This is a genomic window from Streptomyces pseudovenezuelae, from assembly GCF_001513955.1.
GTDB classification, from domain to species: Bacteria; Actinomycetota; Actinomycetes; order Streptomycetales; family Streptomycetaceae; genus Streptomyces; species Streptomyces pseudovenezuelae.
On sequence record NZ_KQ948147.1, the window covers coordinates 85,092 to 109,180 of the forward strand.

The 24,089-nt window shown below is 73.9% G+C and carries 20 protein-coding genes and 1 pseudogene; 11 read left to right on the forward strand and 10 right to left on the reverse strand.

What is annotated here, in order from left to right:
- The first annotated feature begins 167 nt into the window (after positions 1-167).
- From AQI94_RS16820 to AQI94_RS16840, 5 genes are all read left to right on the forward strand, one after another.
- Positions 168-884, forward strand: coding sequence for a hypothetical protein (locus tag AQI94_RS16820; protein ID WP_031049141.1), 717 nt, complete (start codon positions 168-170; stop codon positions 882-884).
- Positions 881-1,420 carry a SixA phosphatase family protein gene (locus tag AQI94_RS16825; RefSeq protein WP_031049140.1) on the forward strand — a complete coding sequence of 180 codons (540 nt, stop codon included), beginning with the start codon at positions 881-883 and terminating at the stop codon, positions 1,418-1,420. The genes AQI94_RS16820 and AQI94_RS16825 overlap by 4 nt, the downstream gene beginning before the upstream one ends.
- Positions 1,421-1,467: 47 nt before the next feature.
- On the forward strand, positions 1,468-2,094 hold the full coding sequence (locus tag AQI94_RS16830; protein ID WP_031049138.1) for a YigZ family protein: 627 nt from the start codon (positions 1,468-1,470) through the stop codon (positions 2,092-2,094).
- 244 nt (positions 2,095-2,338) lie between these two features.
- Positions 2,339-3,502 carry an exonuclease SbcCD subunit D gene (locus AQI94_RS16835; protein ID WP_031049136.1) on the forward strand — a complete coding sequence of 388 codons (1,164 nt, stop codon included), beginning with the start codon at positions 2,339-2,341 and terminating at the stop codon, positions 3,500-3,502.
- A complete protein-coding gene (locus AQI94_RS16840) occupies positions 3,499-6,498 on the forward strand; it encodes an AAA family ATPase (protein WP_062229792.1) in 3,000 nt (999 codons plus the stop codon). Before AQI94_RS16835 ends, AQI94_RS16840 begins: the two co-directional genes overlap by 4 nt.
- A gap of 14 nt (positions 6,499-6,512) precedes the next feature.
- Here AQI94_RS16840 and AQI94_RS16845 read toward each other — a convergent pair whose 3' ends face one another.
- Complete coding sequence (locus AQI94_RS16845; protein WP_031053394.1) at positions 6,513-6,959, reverse strand: Lrp/AsnC family transcriptional regulator; 447 nt, start codon at positions 6,957-6,959, stop codon at positions 6,513-6,515.
- Between the two features lie 94 nt (positions 6,960-7,053).
- Between AQI94_RS16845 and AQI94_RS16850 the strand changes: the two genes are divergently transcribed.
- Positions 7,054-7,539: a rhodanese-like domain-containing protein gene (locus AQI94_RS16850; protein WP_031053396.1), complete on the forward strand. Its 486-nt coding sequence runs from the start codon at positions 7,054-7,056 to the stop codon at positions 7,537-7,539.
- 71 nt (positions 7,540-7,610) lie between these two features.
- Positions 7,611-8,126 carry an immunity 21 family protein gene (locus tag AQI94_RS16855; RefSeq protein ID WP_031053399.1) on the forward strand — a complete coding sequence of 172 codons (516 nt, stop codon included), beginning with the start codon at positions 7,611-7,613 and terminating at the stop codon, positions 8,124-8,126.
- Positions 8,127-8,937: 811 nt separating this feature from the next.
- Here the strand turns inward: AQI94_RS16855 and AQI94_RS16860 are convergent.
- Both AQI94_RS16860 and AQI94_RS16865 read right to left on the reverse strand, forming a co-directional pair.
- On the reverse strand, positions 8,938-10,629 hold the full coding sequence (locus AQI94_RS16860) for a DUF885 domain-containing protein (protein ID WP_031040255.1): 1,692 nt from the start codon (positions 10,627-10,629) through the stop codon (positions 8,938-8,940).
- Between the two features lie 33 nt (positions 10,630-10,662).
- Complete coding sequence (locus tag AQI94_RS16865) at positions 10,663-11,157, reverse strand: Lrp/AsnC family transcriptional regulator (RefSeq protein ID WP_031040258.1); 495 nt, start codon at positions 11,155-11,157, stop codon at positions 10,663-10,665.
- Between the two features lie 59 nt (positions 11,158-11,216).
- Between AQI94_RS16865 and AQI94_RS16870 the strand changes: the two genes are divergently transcribed.
- Complete coding sequence (locus tag AQI94_RS16870) at positions 11,217-12,401, forward strand: trans-sulfuration enzyme family protein (protein ID WP_031040259.1); 1,185 nt, start codon at positions 11,217-11,219, stop codon at positions 12,399-12,401.
- Here the strand turns inward: AQI94_RS16870 and AQI94_RS16875 are convergent.
- From AQI94_RS16875 to pdxR, 3 genes are all read right to left on the reverse strand, one after another.
- Positions 12,379-13,806 carry a GNAT family N-acetyltransferase gene (locus AQI94_RS16875; RefSeq protein ID WP_031040263.1) on the reverse strand — a complete coding sequence of 476 codons (1,428 nt, stop codon included), beginning with the start codon at positions 13,804-13,806 and terminating at the stop codon, positions 12,379-12,381. The genes AQI94_RS16870 and AQI94_RS16875 overlap by 23 nt on opposite strands.
- A 156-nt stretch (positions 13,807-13,962) precedes the next feature.
- Complete coding sequence (locus tag AQI94_RS16880) at positions 13,963-15,549, reverse strand: alkaline phosphatase D family protein (RefSeq protein WP_031040266.1); 1,587 nt, start codon at positions 15,547-15,549, stop codon at positions 13,963-13,965.
- 132 nt (positions 15,550-15,681) lie between these two features.
- The gene (pdxR, locus tag AQI94_RS16885; RefSeq protein ID WP_031040269.1) at positions 15,682-17,136 is read right to left on the reverse strand and encodes a MocR-like pyridoxine biosynthesis transcription factor PdxR; all 1,455 of its coding nucleotides are present in this window, start codon (positions 17,134-17,136) and stop codon (positions 15,682-15,684) included.
- 48 nt (positions 17,137-17,184) lie between these two features.
- Between pdxR and AQI94_RS42815 the strand changes: the two are divergent.
- Positions 17,185-17,970, forward strand: a pseudogene (locus AQI94_RS42815) (EamA family transporter); the annotation flags it as partial.
- A 93-nt stretch (positions 17,971-18,063) separates the two neighbouring features.
- Here AQI94_RS42815 and AQI94_RS16895 read toward each other — a convergent pair.
- A complete protein-coding gene (locus AQI94_RS16895) occupies positions 18,064-18,894 on the reverse strand; it encodes an alpha/beta fold hydrolase (protein ID WP_031040276.1) in 831 nt (276 codons plus the stop codon).
- A gap of 162 nt (positions 18,895-19,056) precedes the next feature.
- On the opposite strand from AQI94_RS16895, the gene AQI94_RS16900 reads away from it, so the two are divergent.
- Together AQI94_RS16900 and AQI94_RS16905 are read left to right on the forward strand one after the other, a co-directional pair.
- Positions 19,057-19,941: an RNA polymerase sigma-70 factor gene (locus tag AQI94_RS16900; protein ID WP_031040281.1), complete on the forward strand. Its 885-nt coding sequence runs from the start codon at positions 19,057-19,059 to the stop codon at positions 19,939-19,941.
- A 167-nt stretch (positions 19,942-20,108) separates the two neighbouring features.
- Positions 20,109-20,870: a GntR family transcriptional regulator gene (locus AQI94_RS16905; RefSeq protein ID WP_031040284.1), complete on the forward strand. Its 762-nt coding sequence runs from the start codon at positions 20,109-20,111 to the stop codon at positions 20,868-20,870.
- A 58-nt stretch (positions 20,871-20,928) separates the two neighbouring features.
- On the opposite strand, the gene AQI94_RS16910 is transcribed toward AQI94_RS16905, so the two are convergent.
- The 3 genes from AQI94_RS16910 to AQI94_RS16920 form a co-directional block, all read right to left on the reverse strand.
- A complete protein-coding gene (locus tag AQI94_RS16910) occupies positions 20,929-22,086 on the reverse strand; it encodes an ROK family transcriptional regulator (RefSeq protein ID WP_031040286.1) in 1,158 nt (385 codons plus the stop codon).
- 110 nt (positions 22,087-22,196) lie between these two features.
- Positions 22,197-22,859: a response regulator transcription factor gene (locus AQI94_RS16915; RefSeq protein WP_031040288.1), complete on the reverse strand. Its 663-nt coding sequence runs from the start codon at positions 22,857-22,859 to the stop codon at positions 22,197-22,199.
- A 14-nt stretch (positions 22,860-22,873) separates the two neighbouring features.
- On the reverse strand, positions 22,874-24,043 hold the full coding sequence (locus tag AQI94_RS16920; RefSeq protein ID WP_031040290.1) for a sensor histidine kinase: 1,170 nt from the start codon (positions 24,041-24,043) through the stop codon (positions 22,874-22,876).
- Positions 24,044-24,089: the final 46 nt, after the last annotated feature.

Genomic DNA, 24,089 nt, shown 5'->3' on the forward strand with positions numbered 1-24,089 from the left:
CGGCAGGGGGCGGTCGATGCCCGGGTACGACCCGCCGCAGTCCCCTTCCCGCACGACGAGGGACGAGGGCGCAGAGGGGAAGGGCACGGTTGGTTGAATCCCGTGACCGTGTCCGGAATACCGGTCAGTCACCTGCGCGGAGCTCCGTGCCCGCCTACGCTCGCCCCGTGCTGCGCATCACCGACGCCCGAACCGGCGACCCCGTCGACGCCGTCCCCGCCCGCAGGGGCCTGACCCGAGTCGAAGCCCATGTGCCGGGCTACGACACCTCCGCCCTCCGTGTCCTGCTCGTCGCCGACCTCCTCGTCCGCGCCCTGGAGATCGGCGGCACGCCCGTGTGGGCGCTGCTCACCGGTGAGCGAGAACAGGCGGAGCTGCACGCGGGCGCCGCCGCCCTCGGCATCCGGCCCTTCGAGGACCGCCGGGACGTCGGCCCGGGCTGGGGGGAGAGCCAGGTCGTGCATGTCGTCGCGGAGGGCGGTGCGGCCCCGGACGGGATCCGCGTCGCCGTCGCGCCCGTCGGGACGCCGGACCTCCCGGAGGGCGCCGACCCCGCCGAGGTCCGTCTCGCCCTGCTCACCCCGCCCCGGAACACACCCGCACAGCTCGACGAGGCGGCCCTGGCCGAGGCCCACGGCACCCTCGGGCGCTGGCGCCGGGCCGTCGCCGACTGGGCCCGGCACCCGTCCCGGCCCGTCCCCGACAAGGTGCGCGGACGGCTCCGTACCGCCTGGGAGGACGACTTGGACGTACCCGAGGTGCTGCGCGTGCTGCGGTGGGTCGAGGAGTCCGATCTGCCGGAGGGCGCCCGGTTCGAGACGTACGCCTACGCGGACCGGCTGCTCGGCCTCGAACTCACGCGCGACCTGGGGTCCCCGGCATGATCGCGCGCACCGCGACGGGCCCGCTGCGCCGCCTGGTCGTGCTCAGACACGCCAAGTCCGCCTGGCCCGAGGGCGTCGCCGACCACGAACGCCCCCTCGGTCCCCGCGGCCGCCGGGACGCCCCGGAGGCGGGCCGTGTCCTCGCCGCCGCCGACCTGCTCCCCGACCTCGCCCTGTGCTCCACGGCCGTACGCGCCCGGCACACCTGGGAACTGGCGTCCGCGCAATGGGGCACCCCGCCACCGGTGCGCCTGGAGCCCGAGCTGTACGGGGCCGACGTACCGGAGCTGCTGTCGGCCCTGCGCGAGACACCTTCCGACGTCGTGGCCCTGCTGCTCGTCGGGCACAACCCCGGCCTGGAGGAGCTGGTCCTCACCCTGGCCGGGGACGGCGTCGACGACGCGCTGGACGAGGTACGGGTGAAGTTCCCGACGTCGGCGATCGCGGTGCTGGCCTGGCACGGCACGTCCTGGCGGGGGCTTGAGCCGGGGGCGGCGCTGCTCACGTCCGTGATGGTGCCGCGGGGCAGGACGTGACGAGACGGCCCGTCGGGACGCCCGCCACGACGGATTAGGCTGGCCGGATGCCGGACGAGTACCGCACAGTGGCCCGCGCGGGTGTGCACGAGACCGAGGTCAACCGCTCCCGCTTCCTGTGCGCCCTCGCCCCGGCCGCCACCGAGCGGGAGGCCCAGGACTTCGTCGCCTCCGTCCGCAAGGAGCACGCCGACGCCACCCACAACTGCTACGCGTACGTCATCGGCGCCGACGCCGCGATCCAGAAGGCGAGCGACGACGGCGAACCCGGTGGCACCGCAGGCGTCCCCATGCTCCAGATGCTGCTGCGCCGCGACATGCGGTACGTCGTCGCCGTCGTCACCCGCTACTACGGCGGCGTCAAGCTCGGCGCGGGCGGACTCATCCGGGCCTACGGCGGCGCGGTCGGCGAGGCCCTGGACGCGGTCGGCACCCGCACCCGCCGCCGGTTCCGCCTCGCCACGGTGACGGTCGACCACCAGCGCGCCGGCAAGGTGCAGAACGACCTCCGGTCGACCGGCCGCGAGGTGCGCGACGTCCGCTACGCCGAGGCGGTCACGATCGAGATCGGCCTGCCGGACGCGGACGTGGAGACGTTCCGGCAATGGCTGGCGGACGCGACGGCGGGGACGGCGGGGTTCGCGCTCGGGGGAGAGGCGTACGGAGACGCCTGAAGCTTCGCGGATTGCCCTCCTGCCGGCCGCACGACTCGGCGGGGCGGATGCCCGCCACGCGGGCGGCGGTCACCGCCGGCCTCGGCGGTGACCTCCCCCGAACGCGGGAGGAAAACCGAGGTCTGTGAGGGACCAGGTACCGACCGGCGCTAGCGTGGTCGGGTGACGACGAGGGAGCCGGTGGCCGGTCCGGTGCCGGCTCCAGGACTGGACTAGGGGTAAACATGCAGGCCGGAGCGCCACGTTGAGGTTTTTGCACACGTCCGACTGGCATCTCGGCCGCGCGTTCCACCGGGTCAACATGCTCGGGGCCCAGGCCGAGTTCATCGGTCACCTCGTCACCACCGTGCGGGAGCACGCCGTGGACGCGGTGGTCGTGTCGGGGGACGTGTACGACCGGGCCGTGCCGCCGCTGGCCGCGGTCGAGCTGTTCGACGACGCCCTGCACCGGCTCGCCGACCTCGGCGTGCCGACGGTGATGATCTCCGGGAACCACGACTCCGCCCGCCGCCTGGGCGTCGGCGCGGGACTGATCGGGCGCGCCGGCATCCATCTGCGGACCGAGCCGGCGGCGTGCGGGACTCCCGTGGTGCTCTCCGACCCTCATGGGGACGTGGCCTTCTACGGTCTGCCCTATCTCGAACCCGCCCTGGTGAAGGACGAGTTCGGCGTGGCGAAGGCGGGTCACGAGGCCGTGCTCGCCGCCGCCATGGACCGGGTCCGCGCCGACCTCGCGACGCGCCCGCCGGGCACGCGGTCCGTGGTCCTCGCCCATGCCTTCGTCACCGGCGGCGAGGCCAGCGACAGCGAGCGGGACATCACTGTGGGGGGAGTGGCCGCCGTGCCCGCCGGTGTCTTCGACGGGGTCGACTACGTGGCCCTCGGACATCTGCACGGCAGCCAGACCATCACCGAGCGGGTGCGCTACTCCGGCTCCCCGCTGCCGTACTCCTTCTCGGAGAGCGACCACCGCAAGAGCATGTGGCTGGTCGACCTGGACGCGGAGGGCGCGGTCGGCGCCGAGCGTCTCGACTGCCCGGTGCCCCGGGCGCTGGCCCGGATCCGCGGGACGCTGGAGGAACTCCTCGCCGACCCGCGGCTCGTGCCGCAGGAGGAGGCCTGGGTCGAGGCGACCCTCACCGACCCGGTCCGCCCCGCCGAACCCATGGCCCGCCTCAGCGAACGCTTCCCGCACACGCTCAGCCTCGTGTTCGACCCCGAGCGGGCACCGGACGACCCCGACGTGTCCTACGCCCGGCGGCTGGCCGGGCGCAGTGACCAGGAGATCGCCGAGGACTTCGTGGCCCATGTGCGCGGTGCCGGGCCCGACGAGCGCGAACAGGACGTGCTGCGGGCCGCGTTCGACGCCGTGCGCGCGGACGAGGCCGTGCGGGAGGTGGCGCGGTGAGGCTGCACCGGCTGGACATCACCGCCTTCGGACCGTTCGGCGGCTCCCAGACGGTCGACTTCGACGAACTGTCGGCGGCCGGACTGTTCCTGTTGCACGGTCCGACCGGCGCCGGGAAGACCTCCGTGCTGGACGCCGTCTGCTTCGCGTTGTACGGCTCGGCCCCGGGAGCCCGGCAGAGCGGCCAGGGGACGGCACTGCGCAGCGATCACGCCGCGCCGAGCACCCGCACCGAGATCCGGCTCGAACTGACCGTCGCGGGGCGCCGGTTGGAGATCACCCGGCAACCTCCCTGGGAGCGCGCCAAGAAGCGCGGCACCGGTACGACGCTCGACAAGGCGCAGAGCTGGCTGCGCGAGTACGACGGACCCGCCGGCGCCTGGAAGGACCTGAGCCGGTCCCACCAGGAGATCGGTGAGGAGATCACCCAGCTGCTCGGCATGAGCCGCGAGCAGTTCTGCCAGGTCGTGCTGTTGCCGCAGGGCGACTTCGCGCGCTTCCTGCGGGCCGACGCCGAGGCGCGCGGCAAGCTGCTGGGACGGCTCTTCGACACCCACCGGTTCGCCGAGGTCGAGAAGCGGCTGGCCGAGCGGCGCCGCGCGGCCGAGGCACAGGTGCGCGAGGGCGACGCGGCCCTGCTGGCCGACGCGCACCGCATGCAGCAGGCGGCCGGCGAGGCCATGGAGCTGCCCGAACTGGCCCCCGGCGAGCCGGGGCTGGCCGAGGCCGTCCTGAGCGCGGCCGCCGTCGCCCGCAGCACCGCCCGCGAACAGCTGACGATCACCCACTGCGGGCTCGGTGCCGCCGAGTCCGCCCAGGCCGCCGCCGAGCGCGCCCTGGCCGACGTACGCGAGGTCGACCGGCTGCAACGCCGGTTCGCCCAGGCCCACGAGCGGGCCGCGCTGCTGGAGGAGCGGGCCGACGGCTACCGCCAGGCGCAGGCCCGGATGGAGCGGGCCCGCAAGGCGGAGGCGGTGGCGCCCGCACTGGAACTGCGGGAGGCGGCCGAGGCCGAGCACCGGCGGGCCGCCGAAGCCGAGACCCGCGCGCGCGGACAGCTGCCGGCTTCCTTCGCGGACGCGGGCGCCCCCGGACTCGCGGCCGCCGCACGCCGGGCGGCCGAGGAGCTGGGCGGACTGGACTCGGCCCGGCGCGCCGAGCAGCGGCTCGCCGAACTCGTGGCTGAGCGGGTCGAGTTGGACAGCGAGGAGCGGTCCGACGAGGACGTCCTCCAGGAGGCCGAGAGCTGGCTCGCAGGGTGGCAGGAGACCCGCGCCGGGCTCCAGCAGGCCGTCGAGTCGGCGCAGGAGGCGGCCACCCGCGCCGAGCAGCTGGCCGTGCAGCGCGAGCCCGCCCGCAAGCGGCTCGCCGCCGCTCGGCAGCGCGACCAGTTCGCCCGGGACACCGACGATGCCCAGCAGCGGGTCATCGACGCGACGGACCTCGCGCTGAAGGCCCGCGCCGACTGGCTGGACGTCAAGGAGCGGCGGCTGAACGGCATCGCCGCCGAGTTGGCCGCACAGCTCACCGAGGGCGAGCCCTGCGCGGTCTGCGGCGCCACCGAACACCCTGCCCCCGCCCGCAAGGACGCCGGACACGTCGACCGCGAGAGCGAGGAGCGCGCGCTCACCGCCTCTCAGCAGGCCGACGAACAGCGGGCCGAGACCGAGCGGCGGCTCGCCTTCGTCCAGCGGGCGCTGGCCGCCGCCCAGGGCGAGGCGGGCGACGCCTCCACCGAGGAACTCGCCCTCCAGGCGGAGGACTTGGAGCGCGAGTACGCCGAGGTCCGCACCCTCGCCTCGGCGCTGCACGCCGTGACGGAACGGCTGCGGCAGGCCGAGCGGGAGCGTGAACAACGGCTGACCGCTCAGCAGGAGGCCGCGGTGCGCACGGCCACCCGTGGCGCCCGCCGGGACGCCCTGGACCGGGAACGCACCACCCTGGAAGCGGAGTTGGCCGAGGCGCGCGGTGCCGCCGGCAGTGTGGCCGCCCGCGCCGCCCAGCTGGAGCGGCAGGCCGCACTGCTCACCGACGCCGCCGACACCGCGCGCGTCGCCGAGGACACCGCCCAACGGCTCAAGGACGCGGATGCCCGCCTCGCCGACGCCGCCTTCCGGGCCGGCTTCGACACCCCGCAGGCCGCGGCCGCCGCCCTCCTCGACGACGCCGCCCACCGTGACCTCCAGCACCGGCTCGATGCCTGGCAGGCCGAGGAGGCCGCCGTACGGGCCGTGCTCGCCGAGGCCGACACCGCCGAGGCGGCCCGGCAGCCGTCCGCCGACGTGGTCGCGGCCGAGCGGGCCGCCGCCGACGCGGGACGCCGGGTACGCGAGGCCGCCTCCGCGCTCGACGCGGCCGCCCGGCGCTGCGCCGAACTCGACCGGCTCTCCGCCCGCTCGGCCACCGGCCTCAGGCGGCTCGCCCCCCTGCGCGAGGAGTACGACCGGGTGGCCCGGCTGTCCGCGCTCGCCGCGGGCACCTCCGCGGACAACGACCGCAAGATGCGTCTGGAGTCCTATGTGCTCGCGGCCCGCCTGGAGCAGGTGGCGGCCGCCGCGACCGTGCGCCTGCAACGCATGTCGTCCGGCCGCTACACCCTCGTCCACTCCGACGACCGCGCCGGCCGCGGCCGCAGCGGACTCGGACTGCACGTCGTCGACGCCTGGACCGGACGGGAACGGGACACGGCGACCCTGTCGGGCGGCGAGACCTTCTTCGCCTCGCTCGCCCTGGCGCTCGGCCTCGCGGACGTCGTCACCGACGAGGCGGGCGGGGTCCGGCTCGACACCCTCTTCATCGACGAGGGCTTCGGCAGCCTCGACGACCAGACCCTGGACGAGGTCCTCGACGTCCTGGACTCCCTGCGCGAACGCGACCGCAGCGTGGGCATCGTGAGCCATGTCGCCGATCTGCGCCGCCGTGTCCACGCGCAACTGGAGGTCGTGAAGGGGCGGACGGGGTCGGTGCTGAAACAGCGCGGCAGCGGCGGAAGCTGAGGCTGAGGCTGAGGTCAGCGCCCCACGGGCCGCCGGGGCAGCGGGGACGAGTAGACGACACTCGTGGTCACCGAGCCCAGGGTGCCGATCCTGCCCGACACCTCCTCCAGGTGCCGCATCGAGCGGGCGGCGACCTTGATGACGAAGCAGTCGTCGCCGGTCACGTGGTGCGCCTCCAGGATCTCGGGCGTCACGGCGACCAGGTCGTGGAAGGGCTTGTAGTTGCCGGTGGGGTACCGGAGGCGGACGAACGCCAGGATCGGCAGGCCCAGCCGGTCGGGGTCCACGACGGCGGCGTACCCCTGGATGACACCCGCCTCCTCCAGCCGCCGCACCCGCTCGGTGACCGCGCTCGCGGACATCGAGACGGCACGGGCGAGCTCGGCGAAACTGGCCCGGCCCTCCCGCTGGAGGACGTCGAGGATGCGCCAGTCGGTGGCGTCCGGGGAATACGCGGTCATGTCCGAGAGATAGCAGGGGAATCCCCGGCCGGGCAACACCGGTGCCGTGGAATCCCCCTTCAGGTCGGTGATCACCCGCCGTAGATTTCTGGCCATGACGACAACCCACTCGCTCACCGCGAACCCCGTCCTGCGTGTCGCCCCCGCCGCCCCGGCCGAGGCCGCCGCCTACTTCCGCGCCAACCTGGTCTTCCACGCGGACGTCTCCGACGTCGCCGCGGCCCTCACCGGGGACGGCGACCCCGGTTTCTCGGTCCTCGACTCCCGCTCCACCGCCGCCTGGGACCAGGGCCACATCCCCGGCGCGGTCCATCTGCCCACCGCCCTCATCCCCGAGCAGGCCGAACAGCTCCTGGACCAGGCCGTGCCGGTGGTGACGTACTGCTGGGGTCCGGGCTGCAACGGCGCCACCCGCGCCGCGCTCGCCCTCGCCGAACTCGGCTACCAGGTCAAGGAGATGCTCGGCGGATTCGAGTACTGGGTGCGCGAGGGCTTCGCGTTCGAGACCTGGGAGGGCCGTGAGCGGCGCGCCGCCGACGTGTTGACCGCGCCTGCCGACTCGCAGGACTGCGGCTGCTGAGCCCTGGGGGTTCCCGTCGGATTCCTGTGCAGGTGCAACCTTGCGGTTCCTGTGCGTGTAGGTTCTGGCCCATGGTGCGATACGCGGAGCCGGGCGCGGTGGAGTGGGTGGAGTCGGGCGGCGGTCCGCTCATAGCGGTGCCGGAGACGGTGCTGCCGTTCTGGGCGGGCGCCGACGGCGACGAGACGGCCTCCGACTACGACCGGGCCTGTGAAGTCGACGGCTGTGTGGGCCTGTTGCCGGTCGGGGACGCCGCGGCCCTGGTCCTCGGGGACGAGCCCGCCTCGACCTCCTATCTGCCCGACCACGACACCTTCGTACGGTGGTGCGCCGCCGACTCCGAGGACGAACTCCTCGCCGAAGTCCCCACCGCCCTCGCCGCGGCCGTCTGGGAGGACGAGGTGAGCTGGACGGTACCGGGCCCCGTCGTCCTCTTCGACGCGGCCTGGTCCGGCAACGACTCCGTCGGAACCGACCACTTGAAGGTCTCGCTCACCCCCGGCCGCTACGCGGTCCGCGCCGCCAACGTACGGCCCGGACCGGAAACCTGGCTGGGCCTGGTGCAGTTGCGGCGACTTCCGGACTGACCGGACTGACCGGACTGAGGGGATACGCGGGCGGGACGGGGTGCGGGGGAGGCCTGCCGCCTGTGCGCTCCGGACGCTGGCGCGACCTTGGCGGGTGACCCGGGGCGTGCGGGGGCCTCGGTGGGTGACCGGGGCGTGGCGGACGCCGTAACCGACCAAGGTGTGGCGGAAGTCCTGGTCGGTGACCAGGCGGGGTGACAGCCGCGACCGGCGACCGGCGACCGGCGACCGGCGACCGGCGATCGCGGTTCGGCGGTTGGCGTTCGGGGTTCAGGGTTCGGCAATCAGGGCCTGGCGGCGCGGGTCTGGCGGGCGGCGACTGGCGATCGGGGGCCGGTGACCGGAGTTCGGCGATCAAGGACTGGCGACCGGTGACCGGGGTCCGGCGACTGGCGACCGGCACGCGGCGACCGGAGTTCGGCGATCAGGGACTGGCGACTGGCGACCGGGGTCCGGCAATCTGGGCCTGGCGACTGGGGTCCGGCCGGCGGCGACTAGGGACCAGGGTTCGGCGATCAGGGACTGGCGACTGGCGACCGGGGTCCGGCAACGAGGGTCCAGGGACCCAGCGTCCGGCGGACGCCGTAGTCCGCGGTGACGTCGCCTGCAAGGCCCCGTAGTCCACGGCGGACTCGCCTGCAAGGCCCCGCCGGCGACCGGGCCGTCGTCCGGCGCTCGGACCCATTGCCCGGCGGCTCCCGGACGTCCGGACCACCCGGTGGGGCCAGCTGGGCGCCGGACTCGGCGGACGGGGCGTGCCCCGGGTCCGCCGACCCGGGGCACCCCCTTCGCTGCCGACCCGATGCGCCGGTCAGAGCTGTGACAGCTCGTCCACCAGGTCGTCGAGGCCCAGTGAACCCTGCGACAGCGCGGCCATGTGCCAGGCCTTGAGGTCGAAGGCGTCGCCGTGCCGCTCGCGGGCCTTCTCGCGGCCCAGCAGCCAGGCCCGCTCGCCGAGCTTGTAGCCGATCGCCTGGCCGGGGATCGTGAGGTAGCGGGTCAGCTCGCTCTCCACGAAGTCCGCCGGACGGCTGCTGTGCGCGCCGAAGAACTCCTGCGCCAGCTCGGGCGTCCAGCGCTCACCCGGGTGGAACGGGGAGTCCGCCGGGATCTCCAGCTCCAGGTGCATGCCGATGTCGACGATGACCCGGGCGGCCCGCATCATCTGCGCGTCGAGGTAGCCGAGCCGCTGCTCCGCGTCCGTGAGGAAGCCGAGCTCGTCCATCAGCCGCTCCGCGTAGAGCGCCCAGCCCTCGGCGTTGGCGCTCACCCCGCCCACCGAGGCCTGGTAGCGGGAGAGGGTGCCCGCGACATGCGTCCACTGCGCGAGCTGGAGGTGATGTCCGGGCACGCCCTCGTGGTACCAGGTCGAGACGAGGTCGTAGACCGGGAACCGGGTCTGGCCCATCGTCGGCAGCCAGGTGCGGCCGGGACGCGAGAAGTCCTCCGAGGGGGCCGTGTAGTACGGGGCCGCCGCACCGCCGGGCGGCGCGATGCAGGACTCCACCTTCCGTACCCGCTCGGCGAGTTCGAAGTGGGTGCCGTCCAGCGCGTCGATCGCCTGGTCCATCAGGCCCTGGAGCCAGTCGCGGACCTCGTCGACGCCGTCGATGTGCTTGCCGTGCTCGTCGAGGTGGGCGAGGGCCACCCACGGCGTCTCGGCGCCCGGCAGGATCTTCTCGGCCTCCTGCTTCATCTCGCCGAGCAGCCGGTGGTACTCGGACCAGCCGTACGCGTACGCCTCGTCGAGGTCGAGGTCGGTGCCGTTGAAGTAGCGGGCCCAGCGGGCGTACCGCTCCCGGCCCACGGTGTTCGGGGCGCCCTCGATCGCCGGGGTGTACACCTCCCGCATCCAGTCGCGCAGCTCCACCACGGAGGCGGTGGCGACGCGGGCGGCCTCGTCCAGCTCGGCGCGCAGCGCGTCGGGGCCCGCCGAGACGAAGTCCTCGAACCAGCCGCGGCCGTTGCCGTCGGTGTCCGCCCACTCGGTGAGCTGCTCGACGAAGGTGGCGGTCGGGCGCGGCGCCGCGTACAGCTTGCGCTCCAGCCCGAGTTCGAGGGACTGGCGGTAGCCCGCGTAGGCCGTGGGCACGGCACGCAGGCGCTCGGCGATCGCCGCCCAGTCCTCGTCGGTCCCGTTCGGGGTGACGGTGAAGATCTCACGGATGGAGTGCGCGGGCGTGGCCATGTTGCCGACCGCGCGCAGGCCCTCGTCGGCCTCGTGCACGGCGAGCTCGGCCGTCAGGCGTTCGCGCAGCAGCCGGCCGCACCGGCGCTCGCTGTCGCTGTCCGCACCTGGCTGCCGCTCGGCCTCGTCGAGCTTCGCGAGCGTGGCCCGCTGCAGCTCCGCGAGCGCCTCCTGGCCCGCCGGCGAGGTGTCGGGCAGCTTGCTCGAACTCTCCTTCACACCCAGGTAGGTACCGGTGATCGGATCGAGGGCGATGAGCTCGTCGACGTAGGCGTCGGCGACCTGGCGGGGCAGCGGGCTCTGAGTCTCAGACATGCCGTCCATCCTCGTACGGCGACCTCGTGGGAGTCACGCCGATTCCGCTGTGGGCGTGGCAGGCGGAAGCAGCGGCCCGCACTCCCACTGCTGGAAGATCAGCCGGGTCTCCACCCGGGCCACCTCGGGCCGGGACGTGAACCCGTCGAGCACCAGCCGCTGCAGATCCGCCATGTCCGCCACGGCCACGTGCACGAGGTAGTCGTCGGGCCCGGTCAGATGGAAGACGGTCCGCGACTCCGGCAGCGCCCGGATGCGCTCCACGAACGGCCCCACCAGCTCCCGCCGGTGCGGCCTGACCTGCACCGACAGCAGCGCTTCCAGGCCCCGGCCCAGCTTCGCCGGATCCAGCCGCAGCTGATGCCCGAGGATGACGCCCGAGCGGCGCAGCCGGGTCACCCGGTCCAGGCAGGTCGAGGGGGCGACACCCACCTGGGCGGCGAGATCGCGGTAGGTGGTCCGGGCGTCGTTCTGCAACAGCCGCAGCAGATGCAGGTCCACCGGGTCCAGTACGACAGATTCGGCCATCGGCCGAACGTAGCACGGGCTTCGACCCGCGAACGCCGTTCGGTGTTCACTCTGGGGCCATGGACTCAGCGCGCACCGCCACCGCCTCCCGTACGCCGCTCAGAGCTCTGGCCACCGAGGCCGTCCACGCCGGCCGCGACGACCTCGCCCGCCAGGGGCTGCACGCCCCGCCCATCGACCTGTCGACGACCTACCCGTCCTACGACAGCCGCGGTGAGGCCGCCCGTATCGACGCCTTCGCCGCGACCGGCGCCGAGCCGGAGGGCCCGCCGGTGTACGGACGCCTCGGCAACCCGACCGTCGCGCGCTTCGAGACGGCCCTGGCCCGCCTGGAGAACACCGAGGCCGCGGTCGCCTTCGCCAGCGGCATGGCCGCCCTCACGGCGGTCCTTCTCGTACGGGCCTCCCTGGGCCTGCGCCACGTCGTCGCCGTACGCCCCCTGTACGGCTGCAGCGACCACCTCCTGACCGCCGGACTCCTCGGCACGGAGGTCACCTGGACCGACCCGGCGGGAGTCGCCGACGCCCTGCGCCCGGACACCGGCCTGGTCCTGGTCGAGTCCCCCGCCAACCCCACCCTCGCGGAGATCGACCTGCGCGCCCTGGCCCACTCCTGCGGCTCGGTGCCCCTCCTCGCGGACAACACCTTCGCCACACCGGTCCTCCAGCGCCCCGCGGAACAGGGCGCCCGCCTCGTGCTGCACAGCGCCACCAAGTACCTCGGCGGGCACGGGGACGTGATGGCGGGGGTGGTGGCCTGCGACGAGGAGTTCGCCGGGCGACTGCGGCAGGTCCGTTTCGCCACCGGCGGCGTCCTGCACCCCCTCGCCGGCTACCTCCTGCTGCGCGGGCTGGCGACCCTCCCGGTCCGGGTCCGCGCCGCCTCCACGACCGCCGCGGACCTCGCCGGGCGCCTGGCCGCCGATCCCCGGGTCGCCCGGGTCCACTACCCGCGCATCGGCGGCGCGATGGTCGCCTTCGAGGTCGACGGCGACCCGCACGAGGTGATCGACCGGGTCCGTCTGATCACCCCGGCGGTGAGCCTGGGCAGCGTCGACACCCTCATCCAGCACCCGGCGTCGATCAGTCACCGCATCGTGCACGCGGACGACCGCCGGGGCGCCGGCGTCAGCGACCTGCTGCTGCGCCTGTCGGTGGGACTGGAGGACGTGGAGGACCTGTGGGCGGACCTGGACACCGCCCTCCGGGCGACCTCGGCCGCTACGGCGTCTCGGTCCGCGTGACTCCCACCGCGCGCTCGGACCCCGCCTGCGAACCGATGCGCGCTGTGATCACCAGGGTCCCCTCCTCGATCTGATAGTCGAGGGGGAGGCCCAGCCCCCGCATCGCGGCGACCATCCCGGTGTTCGACGACTGGGTCACGGCGTACACGCTGGCGCACCCGGCCTCGGCGGCCAGAGACACCAGCCGCTCCAGCAGCTCGCCCCCGATGCCCCGCCGCTGCCACGCGTCCTCGACGAGGAGCGCCACCTCGGTCTCGTCCCCGTCCCACAGCAGGTGCCCGAGCCCCACGATCCGCCCCGACGCGGCCCGTACGGCGAGGGTCTGCCCGAACCGCGGACTGAGCAGGTGCTTCAGATAGCGGTCGGCGTCACCGACCGGCCCGTGGTAGCGCAGGCTCAACGTCCGCGCCGAGCACCGCTCGTGCATCGCCACCGCGGCCTCCAGGTCCCCGGTGTCGGCCCGGCGCACGGTGATGTCGTGGCCCTCCGGCAGAGTCAGGACGTCCTGGCTGCGCGGCACCCGCGGACCGAGCCGGGCGTCCAGCTCGACCAGCGCCCGGGCGCGGGCGAACTCCGTCGGGGTGAACGGCAGATACGGCCGCTCCACGGTGATCACTCCGCCCTCCGGCGCCCGCAGGCGCATCACGGTGTCCTCCAGGACTCCCTCCACGGGCACCCCCTCCGGTCCTCGACCGCCTCCCACCGGGACGGCCGGCAGGGACCGGATCGTGCACCGGCCCAGCAACTGCCGCAGCGCGAGGGGCAGTTCGGCCGCGTCCAGCGCGGTGCGGGTGGCGAGGCCGAGCACCCGGGTCGGGGCGTCCACCAGATCGTGCGTGTCGGCCCGCTCGATCCAGGTGTCGGTGCCGCCGGCCCCCGCCACGGCCCGGGTGATCTCGGAGCCCTCCAGCGGGCCGGGGGCGCGCAGCAGGAACTCGTCGACCGTGCCCGCGGCCAGCGGGTGGGTCTGCAGGCTGAGGATGTCGACACGCTGTCCGGCGAGGACCGTGCACAGGGCGGCCAGTGAGCCCGGTGCGTCCTTCACCGTGGTGCGCATCCGCCACAGCGTGCTCTCCGCGGCCTCGGGGTCCGCGGTGCGCGACGGCTGGTCGGACGGCCCGGCCCGCTCGCCCTCGGGCAGCGGCCGGGCGCTCGTATCGCCCGTCGGGGGCGCGTGGCCGTGGCGGCGTGCCCACCAGGTGTGGAATCCCGCCGTGGCGGCCAGGGCCACCGCCGAGATCACCAGGAGCGCGGCACCGTCGGGGCCGTGCCCGATCAGGTTGGCCACGGTGTCGGCCACCGCGACGGCCGTGAACAGGGCGGCGAGTTCGATCACGTCGCGCCGCCAGTGGTGCACGGGGCGACCGTTCTTCGCACGGGTCACTTGGGACATGTCTCGAGTCATGCAGCCACTGTGGAGGAACGGTGTTGCGTGATCACGAACGCATTGTGACTGGGCGGTAAAGTGTGGGTCCGTACGTTTTGTGCCCTTTTCAACCGTTCGCGGGCCGCGCACCGGGGGATGACGCCGGTACGCGACCCGCCGTAGAGCGTACGGGAGTTACTGGCCGACCCGGCCCGGCTGGAGCACCTGGGTGAACAGCACCGTGCCGTCCTGCTCGCGCAGCCGCACGGTCAGCTCGCCGCTGTGGCCGTCGATGTCGACCTCGCCGAAGAACTGGTAGCCGCCCGCGGGGGAGACGTTCGAGGCGGTCGGCGCCTTCACGAACACCCGCTCCGGGCCGAAGGTGGCGTCGAGCGCGCTGGCCGGGAAGGCACCCGCGTTCAGCGGACCCGACACGAACTCCCAGAACGGCTCGAAGTCGCTGAACGCGGCCCGGGACGGCTGGTAGTGCTGGGCCGAGGTGTGGTGGACGTCGGCCGTCAGCCACACCGTGCCGGTGATCTTCCGGTGCTTGACGTACCGCAGCAGCTCGGCGATCTGCAGCTCACGCCCGAGCGGGGCGCCCGGGTCGCCCTGCGCCACCGCCTCGATGTTGGCCCTGCCCTCCGTGGCGTCGGGCACGACCAGGCCGAGCGGCATGTCGGAGGCGATCACCTTCCACACCGCCCGCGAGCGCGACAGCTCCCGCTTGAGCCACTCCAGCTGCTCCCGGCCGAGGATGCCCTGCGGGTCCACGGTCTGGTCGTCGGGCGAGTTGGCGTTGCGGTACGTCCGCATGTCCAGGACGAACACGTCGAGCAGCGGGCCCTGCCGCAGCACCCGGTAGACGCGGCCGTCCCGGGCCCCCGGCCGCAGCGTGGAGACCGGGAAGTACTCGCTGAACGCGCGCCGCGCCCGGCCCGCGAGCACGTCGACGCTCTTCTCGGTGTAGCGGGTGTCGGAGTCCAGGATGGTCTGGCCCGGGTACCAGTTGTTGCGCACCTCGTGGTCGTCCCACTGGATGATCGAGGGGACCTGGGCGTTGAAGGCCCTCAGGTTGTGGTCGAGCAGGTTGTAGCGGAAGTTGCCGCGGAACTCGGCCAGGGTCTCGGCGACCTTGGACTTCTCCTCGGTGGTGATGTTCCGCCAGGTGCTGCCGTCGGGCAGGGCGGCGGTGGCCGAGATGGGGCCGTCGGCGTAGATGTTGTCGCCGCTGCACAGGAAGAAGTCCGGGTCGAGTTCGGCCATCGCCCGGTAGATCGTGTAGCCGCCGAAATCGGGGTTGATGCCCCAGCCCTGCCCGGCGAGGTCGCCCGACCACAGGAACCGCACCCCGTCACGGCGCTTGGGGGACACCGTGCGGAAGGTGCCGGCGACCGGCTCGCCCGTGCGGCGCGGATCGTCCGGGTCGGCGAGCAGCACGCGGTAGTGGATCTGCTCACCGGAGGGCAGACCGCGCAGCCGGGTGGTCCCCGTGAAGTCGGTGTCCGCGCCGAGCAGCGGGCCGTGCCATCTGCGCGGGTTGCGGAACGACTCGGTCGCGGACGTCTCCACGATCATCCGGGCGGGACGGTCGGAACGCACCCACACCAGACCGGAGTCGCAGGTCACGTCTCCCGTCTGCACCCCCCAGCCCGCCCCGGGCCGTCCGGAGAAGGCGAAGGCCGGCGCGCCCGCGGAGACCGCGGGGAGAGTGAGGGCCGCCGACGCGGCCAGGGAGCCGCGCAGAACGCTGCGGCGGCCGGGGAACGGACGGTGGGACATGAATGCGCCTCCAAGGACGGGATCCGGCCGGTGTGTGCAGCCACACCTACTCGGGCGCCGCAGCGCACAGTGAAACCGCGGGTGAACAACCGGCCGCCGGAACAAGGGAACCCGTGCGCCCAACAGCGCGGCTCACCCGCCGGCCGCCTCGGCCATCAGCCGTACGCCCTCCCGGATCCGCGCCGGCGACAGGTGCGCGTATCCGAGGACCAGCCGCACCCCTGACTCCTCGTCGGGCTCGGCACACACGTGTGCGTAGTCCGTCAGCGGCCGGACGGTCACACCGGCCGCGCCGAGGCGCGCGAGGACCGTGTCCTGGGGGCCGTACCGGTGCGGGAGTGCGGCGATGACATGCAGTCCGGCGGCGATCCCGGACACCTGCGTGCCCGGCAGGTACGCGTCCAGCGCGGAGACCAGCGCATCGCGCCGCTCCCGGTAGGCGCGCTGGCAGCGGCGCAGTTGGCGGTCGTAGTCGCCGCGCTCCACGAACCGGGCGAACAGCGCCTGGTCGATCGTGGGATGGCCGAGGTCCATGGTCCGCTTGCGCTCGACGACCTCCTCGGCCAGCGACTGCGGCACGAGCAGCCAGCCGAGCCGCAGGCCGGGGGCGAGGGACTTGCTGACCGATCCCGCGTAGGCGACCCGGTCCGGGTCGAGCCCCTGGAGCGCGCCCACGGGAGCACGGTCGTAGCGGAAGTCGCCGTCGTAGTCGTCCTCCAGGACGAAACCGTCGACGGAACGCGCCCAGTCGAGCAGTTCCGCGCGCCGCCGTGCGGAGTAGGCGATGCCGGTCGGGAACTGGTGGGAGGGCGTCGCCACCACCGCCCGCACACCCGCGTCGCGCAGCCGGCCGACCGAGATCCCGTCCTCGTCCAGCGGCACGGGAACGGTGGTCACCCCCGCCGCCGCGTACAGGGCGTCGTGCTGCGGGCTCCCCGGACTCTCCACGCCGACCCTCGGCACCCCGCGCGCGTGGAGCGCGAATCCGAGCAGCGTCGTCGCCTGCGCCACGCCGGAGACGACCACGATCCGCTCCGGATCGGCGACCACACCCCTGCGGCGTGTCAGCAGTTCGGCCAGGGCGGCACGCAGCCGGGGCAGCCCGCGCGGGTCGGGATAGCCGAGGTCCTGGTGCGGCAGCTCCGCCAGCACGCCCCGGTGGGCGCCGGCCCAGGCGGCGCGGGGGAACAACGACAGGTCGGGCGTGCCCGCGACGAAGTCCGCGCGGCTGCCCGGCGTGCGCGGGGCCAGGTCACGCGCGCTTGGCCGGGCGGCCCGCACGGCGCCGCCCACCCAGGTCCCGGCACCCCGGCCACTGCGCAGATAGCCCTCCGCCGTCAGCTGCTCGTACGCCTCGGTGACCAGTCCGCGCGACACCCCGAGGTCGGCGGCCAGGTCCCGGCTCGACGGCAGCCGCGTCCCCGGCACGAGCCGCCCGGACCTGACCGCCTCCCGCAGGGCCGCCTGAAGGGAACGCCCACGCGTGCGTGCCGGTGCGGAGGCGGCGGGCAGCAACAGCTCCCAGGCGGCCGACCCGACCGGGCCTGCGGGCGGCCGTTGCTCCGGATTGGTCCCCGATGACGTCATGGCACTGGACCTTAAACCGGGCCGCGGCCCTTCCTAGCGTCGTTCTCCATGACCACCACCACGCGAGGCGTCCTCCTCGCCACGTTCGCCTGCGTCCTCGTCGGAGCGTCCTTCACCGCCAACAGCCTCCTCGGCGCATACCCGTACGCCGGTGGCCAGTTCCTGCGCTTCGGTCTGGCGGCCCTGTTGCTGGTGCCCCTGGCCGCCCGGGGCGCGGCGGCACGACTGCGGGCACTGGAGCCCCGGCAATGGATGCGTCTCGCGCTGCTGGCGGCGGTGGGCATGGTCGGCTTCAACCTCGTCGTCATCGCCGCCGAACGCACCGCGGAACCGGCCGTCCCCGGCGTCTTCGTGAGCTGCGCCCCCGTGCTGGTCGCCGTCCTCGTCCCGCTGCTGGAGCAACGTCGGCCCCGGCCAGGGGTGTTGCGGGGGGCGTCGCTCGTGGCCCTCGGCGCCTTCGCCGTCCAGGGCTGGGGCCGTACGGACGGGGCGGGTATCGCCTTCTCGGCGTGCGCGCTGGCCGGGGAGGTCGGTTTCGCGGTGCTCGCCGTACCGGTGCTGCGGGCCCTGGGCCCACGGCTGCTGTCCGCCACCGTCTGCGCGGTCGCCGCCGTCGAGGCCGCGGTGGCCGGACTCCTCCTGGACGGGACGGCGTGGCTGCGCAGACCCGACCCCGTCGAGGCCGCCGCGCTGCTGTGGCAGGCGGCGGTCGTCACCGTCGTCGGCTTCGTGTGCTGGTACATGGGCATGCAGCGGATCGGCGCGGAGCGCGCCACGCTGTTCTCCGGGCTCATCCCGGTCGCGGCCGCCTGCACCGCGCCCCTGGTCGGCACGGGCTCCTACGGCGCCGCCCAGGCCCTGGGCAGCGCCATGGTCGGCGTCGGAGTCGCCCTCGGATCGGGGGCGTTGAGCCGCGGACCGAAGGTGTCAGCGGCTGCCGTCGAGGATGACCCGCGCGACCAGAGCCGGGTCGTCGTTCATCGGGCAGTGGCCGCAGCCGGGCAGCCGTACGAGCCGGGCCCGCGGAATGATCTGCTTGGCCCGCACGCCCTGCCGGCGCACGAGCAGCAGGTCCCTGGTGCCCCAGGCGACCGTGACCGGCAGCCCCGGGACGTCGTCGCCGAACTGGACGGCCGTACCGGCGCGGAGCGTCTCGTCGAACCCCGTGGCCCGCGCGAGGGCAAGCGTCTCGGCGATCACGGCCTCGGGTGAACGGCGGCCCGGGCGGGCGTAGATGGTGCTGGTGAGCATCGTGCGGCCGGCCGCGGTGCGCGCCAGCCGCTCGACCAGCGGCAGCGGCAGCCGCCGGGAGATGTGCCGCATCGCGAGCAGCACGCCGAACGCGTAGCGCCGCTCGGGCCCCGACCAGAACCCGGCGGGAGACAGCGCGGTGACGGACCGTACGAGCCGCTCGCGGCCGAGCTCCAGGGCCAGCAGGCCGCCGAGTGAGTTGCCCGCCACGTGCGGGCGGTCCAGCTCCAGTGCCTCGCAGAACGCCCCGAACACGGACGTCGTGGTGGCCAGGTCGTACGACAGGCCCTCGGGCAGGCCCGGCGACGCGCCGAACCCGGGCAGGTCGACGGCGATCACGTCGCGCTCGGTCGCCAGGATGTCCACCACCGGGTCCCAGGCCTGCCGGTGGTGGCCTATGCCGTGCAGCAGGAGCAAGGGCTCCCCGCGCCCCACGCGCGCGTAGGAGACGGTCACGGGCTGCGGCCCCGTGGCGGAGGGGACCTTGAAGGAGACGGTGGCGGACATGTGGGCTCCTAGACGGCGACTCACGGGCTGAGGGGTGCGGAGGGCGCGCTGTAGACAGCTTGTCAGCAATTGCTACTGGCGGGTAGACCCCACGGGTCCCCAGGGCGCGCCGCACACCCACTTCGCCTGGACACGCACCGGCTACTGCGTTGGGATGAACCCGTGGCCACTGAAACCGAGACCGACGTATTCGAAGAACACCGCCCCGTCCTCCTGGGCGTCGCCTACCGCATGCTCGGCCGCGTCGCCGACGCCGAGGACGTGGTGCAGGAAGCCTGGCTGCGCTGGTCGGCGGCCGACCGGAGCGAGGTGCGCGAACCGCGCGCCTACCTCGTCCGCGTCACCACGCGCCTGGCGATCGACCGGCTGCGCCAGGTCAAGGCGCGCGGCGAGACGTACGTGGGCCCCTGGCTGCCCGAGCCGTACGTGACCGACTTCGGGGACACCGTGCCCGACACCGCCGAGCAGGCGGTCCTCGCCGACTCGGTCTCCCTCGCGGTCCTGGTCGTCATGGAGTCGCTGTCACCGCTGGAGCGGGCGGTGTTCGTCCTCAGGGAGGCCTTCGGCTACCCCTACGCCGACATCGCCGCCATGCTCGACCGCGGCGAACCCGCCGTACGGCAGCTCGCCGGACGGGCCCGCAGGCACGTCGAGGAACGACGGCCGCGCTTCGAGGTCGACCCGGTCCGGCGCCGCGACCTGACGGAGCGTTTCCTGGCCGCCGCGGGCGGAGGCGACCTGAAGGAGCTGATGGCGCTGCTCGCCCCGGACGTCCGGCTCATCGGGGACAGCGGCGGCAAGAGCAAGGCGCCGCTGCGGGTGCTGGAGTCCGCCGACCACGTGGGCCGCTTCCTCGTCGGTGTCGCCGAGAAGGGCGTCCCGGACATCAGCTGGCGGTTCCTGGAGCTCAACGGCGGGCCCGCGTTGCTCGTCCTGTCGGGTGGTAAGCCCGACTCCGTCTTCCAGTTGGACATCCTGGACGGCCGCATCCAGTCCGTCTACATCATCCGCAACCCCGACAAGCTGCGCTCCCTGGCTGCCGTCTGAACACCTTGTCAACGCTGGGTGGCGCCGGGCCCGCGCGCTCCGCAGGGGATCGAGGATTGGTCTTGACCAAGGGTGGGGGTCGCCCTATGGTCGCAGAGAAGTGCAACAACCTTTAATAAACAAGGGCGCTAAAACGCCGCCGGACCACGGCGATTGCGGAGGACAGGGTGGGGACCACGCAGCTCGAATCGGTACCGGAACCGAAGTACTGGCATCTCAAGACCGTGCTCAGTGAGGCACTGGACTCCGAATTCTCCGTGGGCGAGATCCTGCCCAACGAGCGCGACCTCGCCGCCCGTTTCGGCGTCGCCCGCGCCACGCTCCGTCAGGCGCTGGAGCAACTGGAGCTGGAAGGCAGGCTCCAGCGCCGCCGCGGTGTCGGGACGACCGTCGCCCCGCCGCGGGTGGGCGTGGCCGTCGGCAGCGAGCAGCACGCCTGGCCCGGTACGGCCGGCGACGACTGGCAGACCGTCGACTGCGCCGCCGCGGTGCCGCCCGCGTCCGTCGCGGACGCGCTCGGGACCGACCGGGAGCAGCCGGTGCACACCGTGCGCCGCTCCCGGATGACCCACGGCCAGCCCGTCGCGGCCGAACTGCTGTACATCCCCGAGGCGTCGGTGCCTGAGCTCTCCGCCATAGACGCGCCGTCCGGGGCCGCACGCGCGCGTGCCGTGCTGCGCGAACTGCAGCGCCTGGAGCTGGAGAGCCGGGAGAACGCCGTCGAACTCGGCTCGGCCCGCGCGGACGACGCGAAGGAACTGGACCGCCTGCCCGGCGCCCCGGTGCTCGTCGTCACCACCCGCTACCTGGCCGCGGGCCGCACCGCGGCGGTCTCGGTGGCCACCTACCGCGCGGACACCTGCCGGCTGACCTTCGGGGACTCCGGCGCGGTGGAGATCCACGAGGGTCCCGAACGCCGGGCCTCCTGAGCGGTACGGCGGTGCCCCGGACCTGTGTCCGGGGCACCGCCGTATGCCGTCGGTCCGCTCACCGGCGCGCGGTCACCGTGCCCTCCACCGCGAACAGCTGCTCCTCCACATGGTCGAGGGCCAGCCGCAGCGCACCCGTCGCCACGGCCGCCTCGCCCAGGAGCGACAGGGCCACCTTCGGCGGGCGCAGACAGTAGCGGGCCAACTCGCGCCGCAGCGGCTCCAGTACGCCGTCCAGGCCGGCCGCCCAGCCGCCCACCACGACGAGTTCCGGGTCGAGGGCCAGGACAAGGGCCGCCACGTCGTGCACGAGCCGCTGGAGGAAGCGGTCCACGGCCGCCCGGGCCCGCTGGTCGCCCTCCCGGGCCTGCGCGAAGACCTCGGCGACGGCCTGCTCGTCGAGCGGGTGCAAGGGCTCGTCCGTGGTGGACAGCAGCGTCTCCGGGGTGACCTCGCGGCCCAGCAGATGCAGTGCGCCGATCTCCCCGGCCGCCCCGCCGTACCCCCGGTGCAGCCTGCCGCCGATCAGCGAACCCGCCCCCGGGCTCAGTCCGGCCAGCACGAACACCACGTCGTCGGACTCGGTGGCGGAGCCCTTCCAGTGCTCGGCGACCGCGGCGGCGTTGGCGTCGTTCTCGACCAGCACCGGGCACTTGAAGGAACGGCTGAGCCGCTCGCCGAGGCGCAGTCCCGTCCACTCGGGCAGTGCCGCGCACAGCCGTATGGTGCCGTCCGCCTCCACGATGCCCGGCGAGGCGACCCCCACGGCCCACAGGGAGTCGCGGGCGACCCCGGCCCGGCGCAGCAGTTCGGCGACCGCGGTGCGCAGCCGCTCCAGGCGCTCGTCCGCGGAGGCCGTCTCGTCGACGTCCTTGGCCACGGCGCCGAGCACCTTGCCGTCGAGGTCGGACAGCAGCGCGGCGACCCGGTGCGGCCCGATGTCGAGGCCCAGCAGATGCCCGGCCTCGGCCCGGAACCGGAAGCGCCGCGCGGGCCGCCCCTGCCGGCGGGCGACACTGTCGTCCGCCGCCTTCTCGACGACCAGGCCGCCCTCGATGAGGCCTTCGACGACCCCCTCGACCGTCGGCCGGGACAGGCCCGTCACCCGGGTGATCTCGGTCAGCGTCGCGCAGTCCGTGGCACGCAGCGCGTGCAGCACCACCGCGGAATTGATCCTTCGCAGGAGCGAGGGGTCCCCGCCGGTCAGTCGCCCCAACGTCCGTCCTCCCAGCTCGTGCGCGTGTTGGGCGGATCGTACTCGGCGGGAGGCTCCGCGGGCAGTGCCGGGCTCGCGAAGACTGCCCGCGGCCCGTCGGGACACCGGGTTCACCCCGGCGCCACGAACCCCGACTCGTACGCCGCGATCACCGCCTGGGTGCGATCGCGCGCCCCCAGCTTCGCCAGCACGGCGCTGACGTGCGACTTCACGGTCTCGGTGCCGACGACCAGGCGGGCGGCGATCTCCGCGTTGGACAGACCGCGCGCCATCAGCCGCAGCACCTCGGCCTCCCGCTCGGTCAGCTGGGCCCGCTCCATCGCGGCCCGGGCGGCCCGGTTGCCGCCCTCGTCGCCGTATTGCGCGGCCAGCTGCCGCACCGAGGCGGGGAACAGCAGCGACTCGCCCTCGGCGACCAGCCGCACCGCGTGCACGATCTCGGCCGGCCGGGCCCGCTTCAGCAGGAACCCGTCGGCACCGGCCCGCAGCGCCTCGTACACGTACTCGTCGTTCTCGAACGTCGTCACCACGACGATCTTCGGCGGCCGCTCGACCGTCCGCAGCACCGCGCGCGTGGCCTCGATGCCGTCCATCAGCGGCATCCGTACGTCCATGGCGACCACGTCGGGCCGCAGCCGCCGTACCAGGGGGATCACCGCCGCCCCGTCGGCCGCCTCGCCGACGACCTCGATGTCGGACTGCGCCTCCAGCACCGCCCGCAGACCGGCGCGTACGAGGGGTTCGTCGTCGACGAGGAGAACGGTGACCGGCATCCCGTCAGCCTAGATCAGCGCAGCGGCAGCTCGGCATGCACCTGCCAGTCGCCCCGGTCGGGTCCGGTGTGCGCGTGGCCGCCGAGCAGGGCCGCCCGCTCGCGTATGCCGCGCAGCCCGCTGCCCCGCCCGGGGCCCGCTATGTCGGCCGTCAGCGGATTGCGGACCTCCAGGGCGAGAGCCTCGGCCGTGACCTCGACACGCACCCGGACCGGGACGCCCCCGGCGTGCCGCAGCACATTGGTCAGCGCCTCCTGGAGGATCCGGTAGCCCTCCCGGGAGACCGGCCCGGGCACGGTGTCCACCGGCCCGGTCAGCTCGGCGTCCACCTTCGCGCCGGACGCGCGCGCGGACTCCAGCAGCCGGTCGGCGTCCGTCAGCGTGGGTCGGCCGCTGACCGGCCGCTCCGACTCGCGCAGGATGCCCAGGACCCGCTCCAGGTCCTCCAGCGCGGCCCGGCCGGTCTCCTCGATGGCGTCCAGGGCGCGGTCGGTGAACGCCGGGTCGCCGGCCGCCCTCGCGGCGCCCGCCTGGACGACGGCGACGGTCAGGGCGTGCCCGATGGAGTCGTGCAGCTCACGCGCGATACGCGTGCGCTCCAGGAGCTGCTCGGTGCGCTCCTCCATGGCGGCCAGACGCTCGGCGGGGGAGGGGCCGAGCAGCCGCAGCGCGAGCGCGGTGATCAGCCGGCCCGAGCCGACCACCGTCGCCGCCAGCGCGGCCAACGACACCGGTGCCAGCAGGGCGTGCCACCCATGGTGGCCGTCGAGGAGGATCAGCACCCCCTCGTCGACGTCCCGGCCGAAGGCCGACGCCACCAGGTCCACCGAGCCGAGGAGCAGTTGCACGCTGAGCATCGCCGTCGCCCAGCCGAGCAGCAGCCGCGCCTCCAGCCACACCACGAGCCGCCCCCGGTCGCTCCAGGACACCGACGGCGCCACGACGATGTCGCTGCTCTCGCTGATGTGCCGGTGCCCGGTCAGCAGCAGCCTCGCCTGCAGCCCCTCCACGGTGCGCATCGCCGGCACCAGCCCGGCGGGCGCGAGCGTCACGGCGGCGACCAGCCAGGTCCACCACGCCTCCTCGACGAACATCCACAGGGCCGGCCACACGACGGCGATGAACAGATGCAGCCATCGTGTGTACGTCACCGCCCGGCCGAACGGGCGCAGCAAGCGGACCATTTCGTCATCGTGCCAGCCGCCACCGACAACGAGCCTCCCCCGCACG

Coding starts and splice junctions, on each gene's coding strand:
- AQI94_RS16845 (WP_031053394.1), bottom strand. CDS start 6,959: ATGACCGCGTATTCCCCGGACGCCACCGACTGGCGCATCCTCGACGTC.
- AQI94_RS16830 (WP_031049138.1), top strand. CDS start 1,468: ATGCCGGACGAGTACCGCACAGTGGCCCGCGCGGGTGTGCACGAGACC.
- AQI94_RS16855 (WP_031053399.1), top strand. CDS start 7,611: ATGGTGCGATACGCGGAGCCGGGCGCGGTGGAGTGGGTGGAGTCGGGC.
- AQI94_RS16915 (WP_031040288.1), bottom strand. CDS start 22,859: ATGCCGGTCACCGTTCTCCTCGTCGACGACGAACCCCTCGTACGCGCC.
- AQI94_RS16825 (WP_031049140.1), top strand. CDS start 881: ATGATCGCGCGCACCGCGACGGGCCCGCTGCGCCGCCTGGTCGTGCTC.
- AQI94_RS16860 (WP_031040255.1), bottom strand. CDS start 10,629: ATGTCTGAGACTCAGAGCCCGCTGCCCCGCCAGGTCGCCGACGCCTAC.
- AQI94_RS16850 (WP_031053396.1), top strand. CDS start 7,054: ATGACGACAACCCACTCGCTCACCGCGAACCCCGTCCTGCGTGTCGCC.
- AQI94_RS16875 (WP_031040263.1), bottom strand. CDS start 13,806: ATGACTCGAGACATGTCCCAAGTGACCCGTGCGAAGAACGGTCGCCCC.
- pdxR (WP_031040269.1), bottom strand. CDS start 17,136: ATGACGTCATCGGGGACCAATCCGGAGCAACGGCCGCCCGCAGGCCCG.
- AQI94_RS16880 (WP_031040266.1), bottom strand. CDS start 15,549: ATGTCCCACCGTCCGTTCCCCGGCCGCCGCAGCGTTCTGCGCGGCTCC.
- AQI94_RS16865 (WP_031040258.1), bottom strand. CDS start 11,157: ATGGCCGAATCTGTCGTACTGGACCCGGTGGACCTGCATCTGCTGCGG.
- AQI94_RS16870 (WP_031040259.1), top strand. CDS start 11,217: ATGGACTCAGCGCGCACCGCCACCGCCTCCCGTACGCCGCTCAGAGCT.
- AQI94_RS16920 (WP_031040290.1), bottom strand. CDS start 24,043: ATGGTCCGCTTGCTGCGCCCGTTCGGCCGGGCGGTGACGTACACACGA.
- AQI94_RS16895 (WP_031040276.1), bottom strand. CDS start 18,894: ATGTCCGCCACCGTCTCCTTCAAGGTCCCCTCCGCCACGGGGCCGCAG.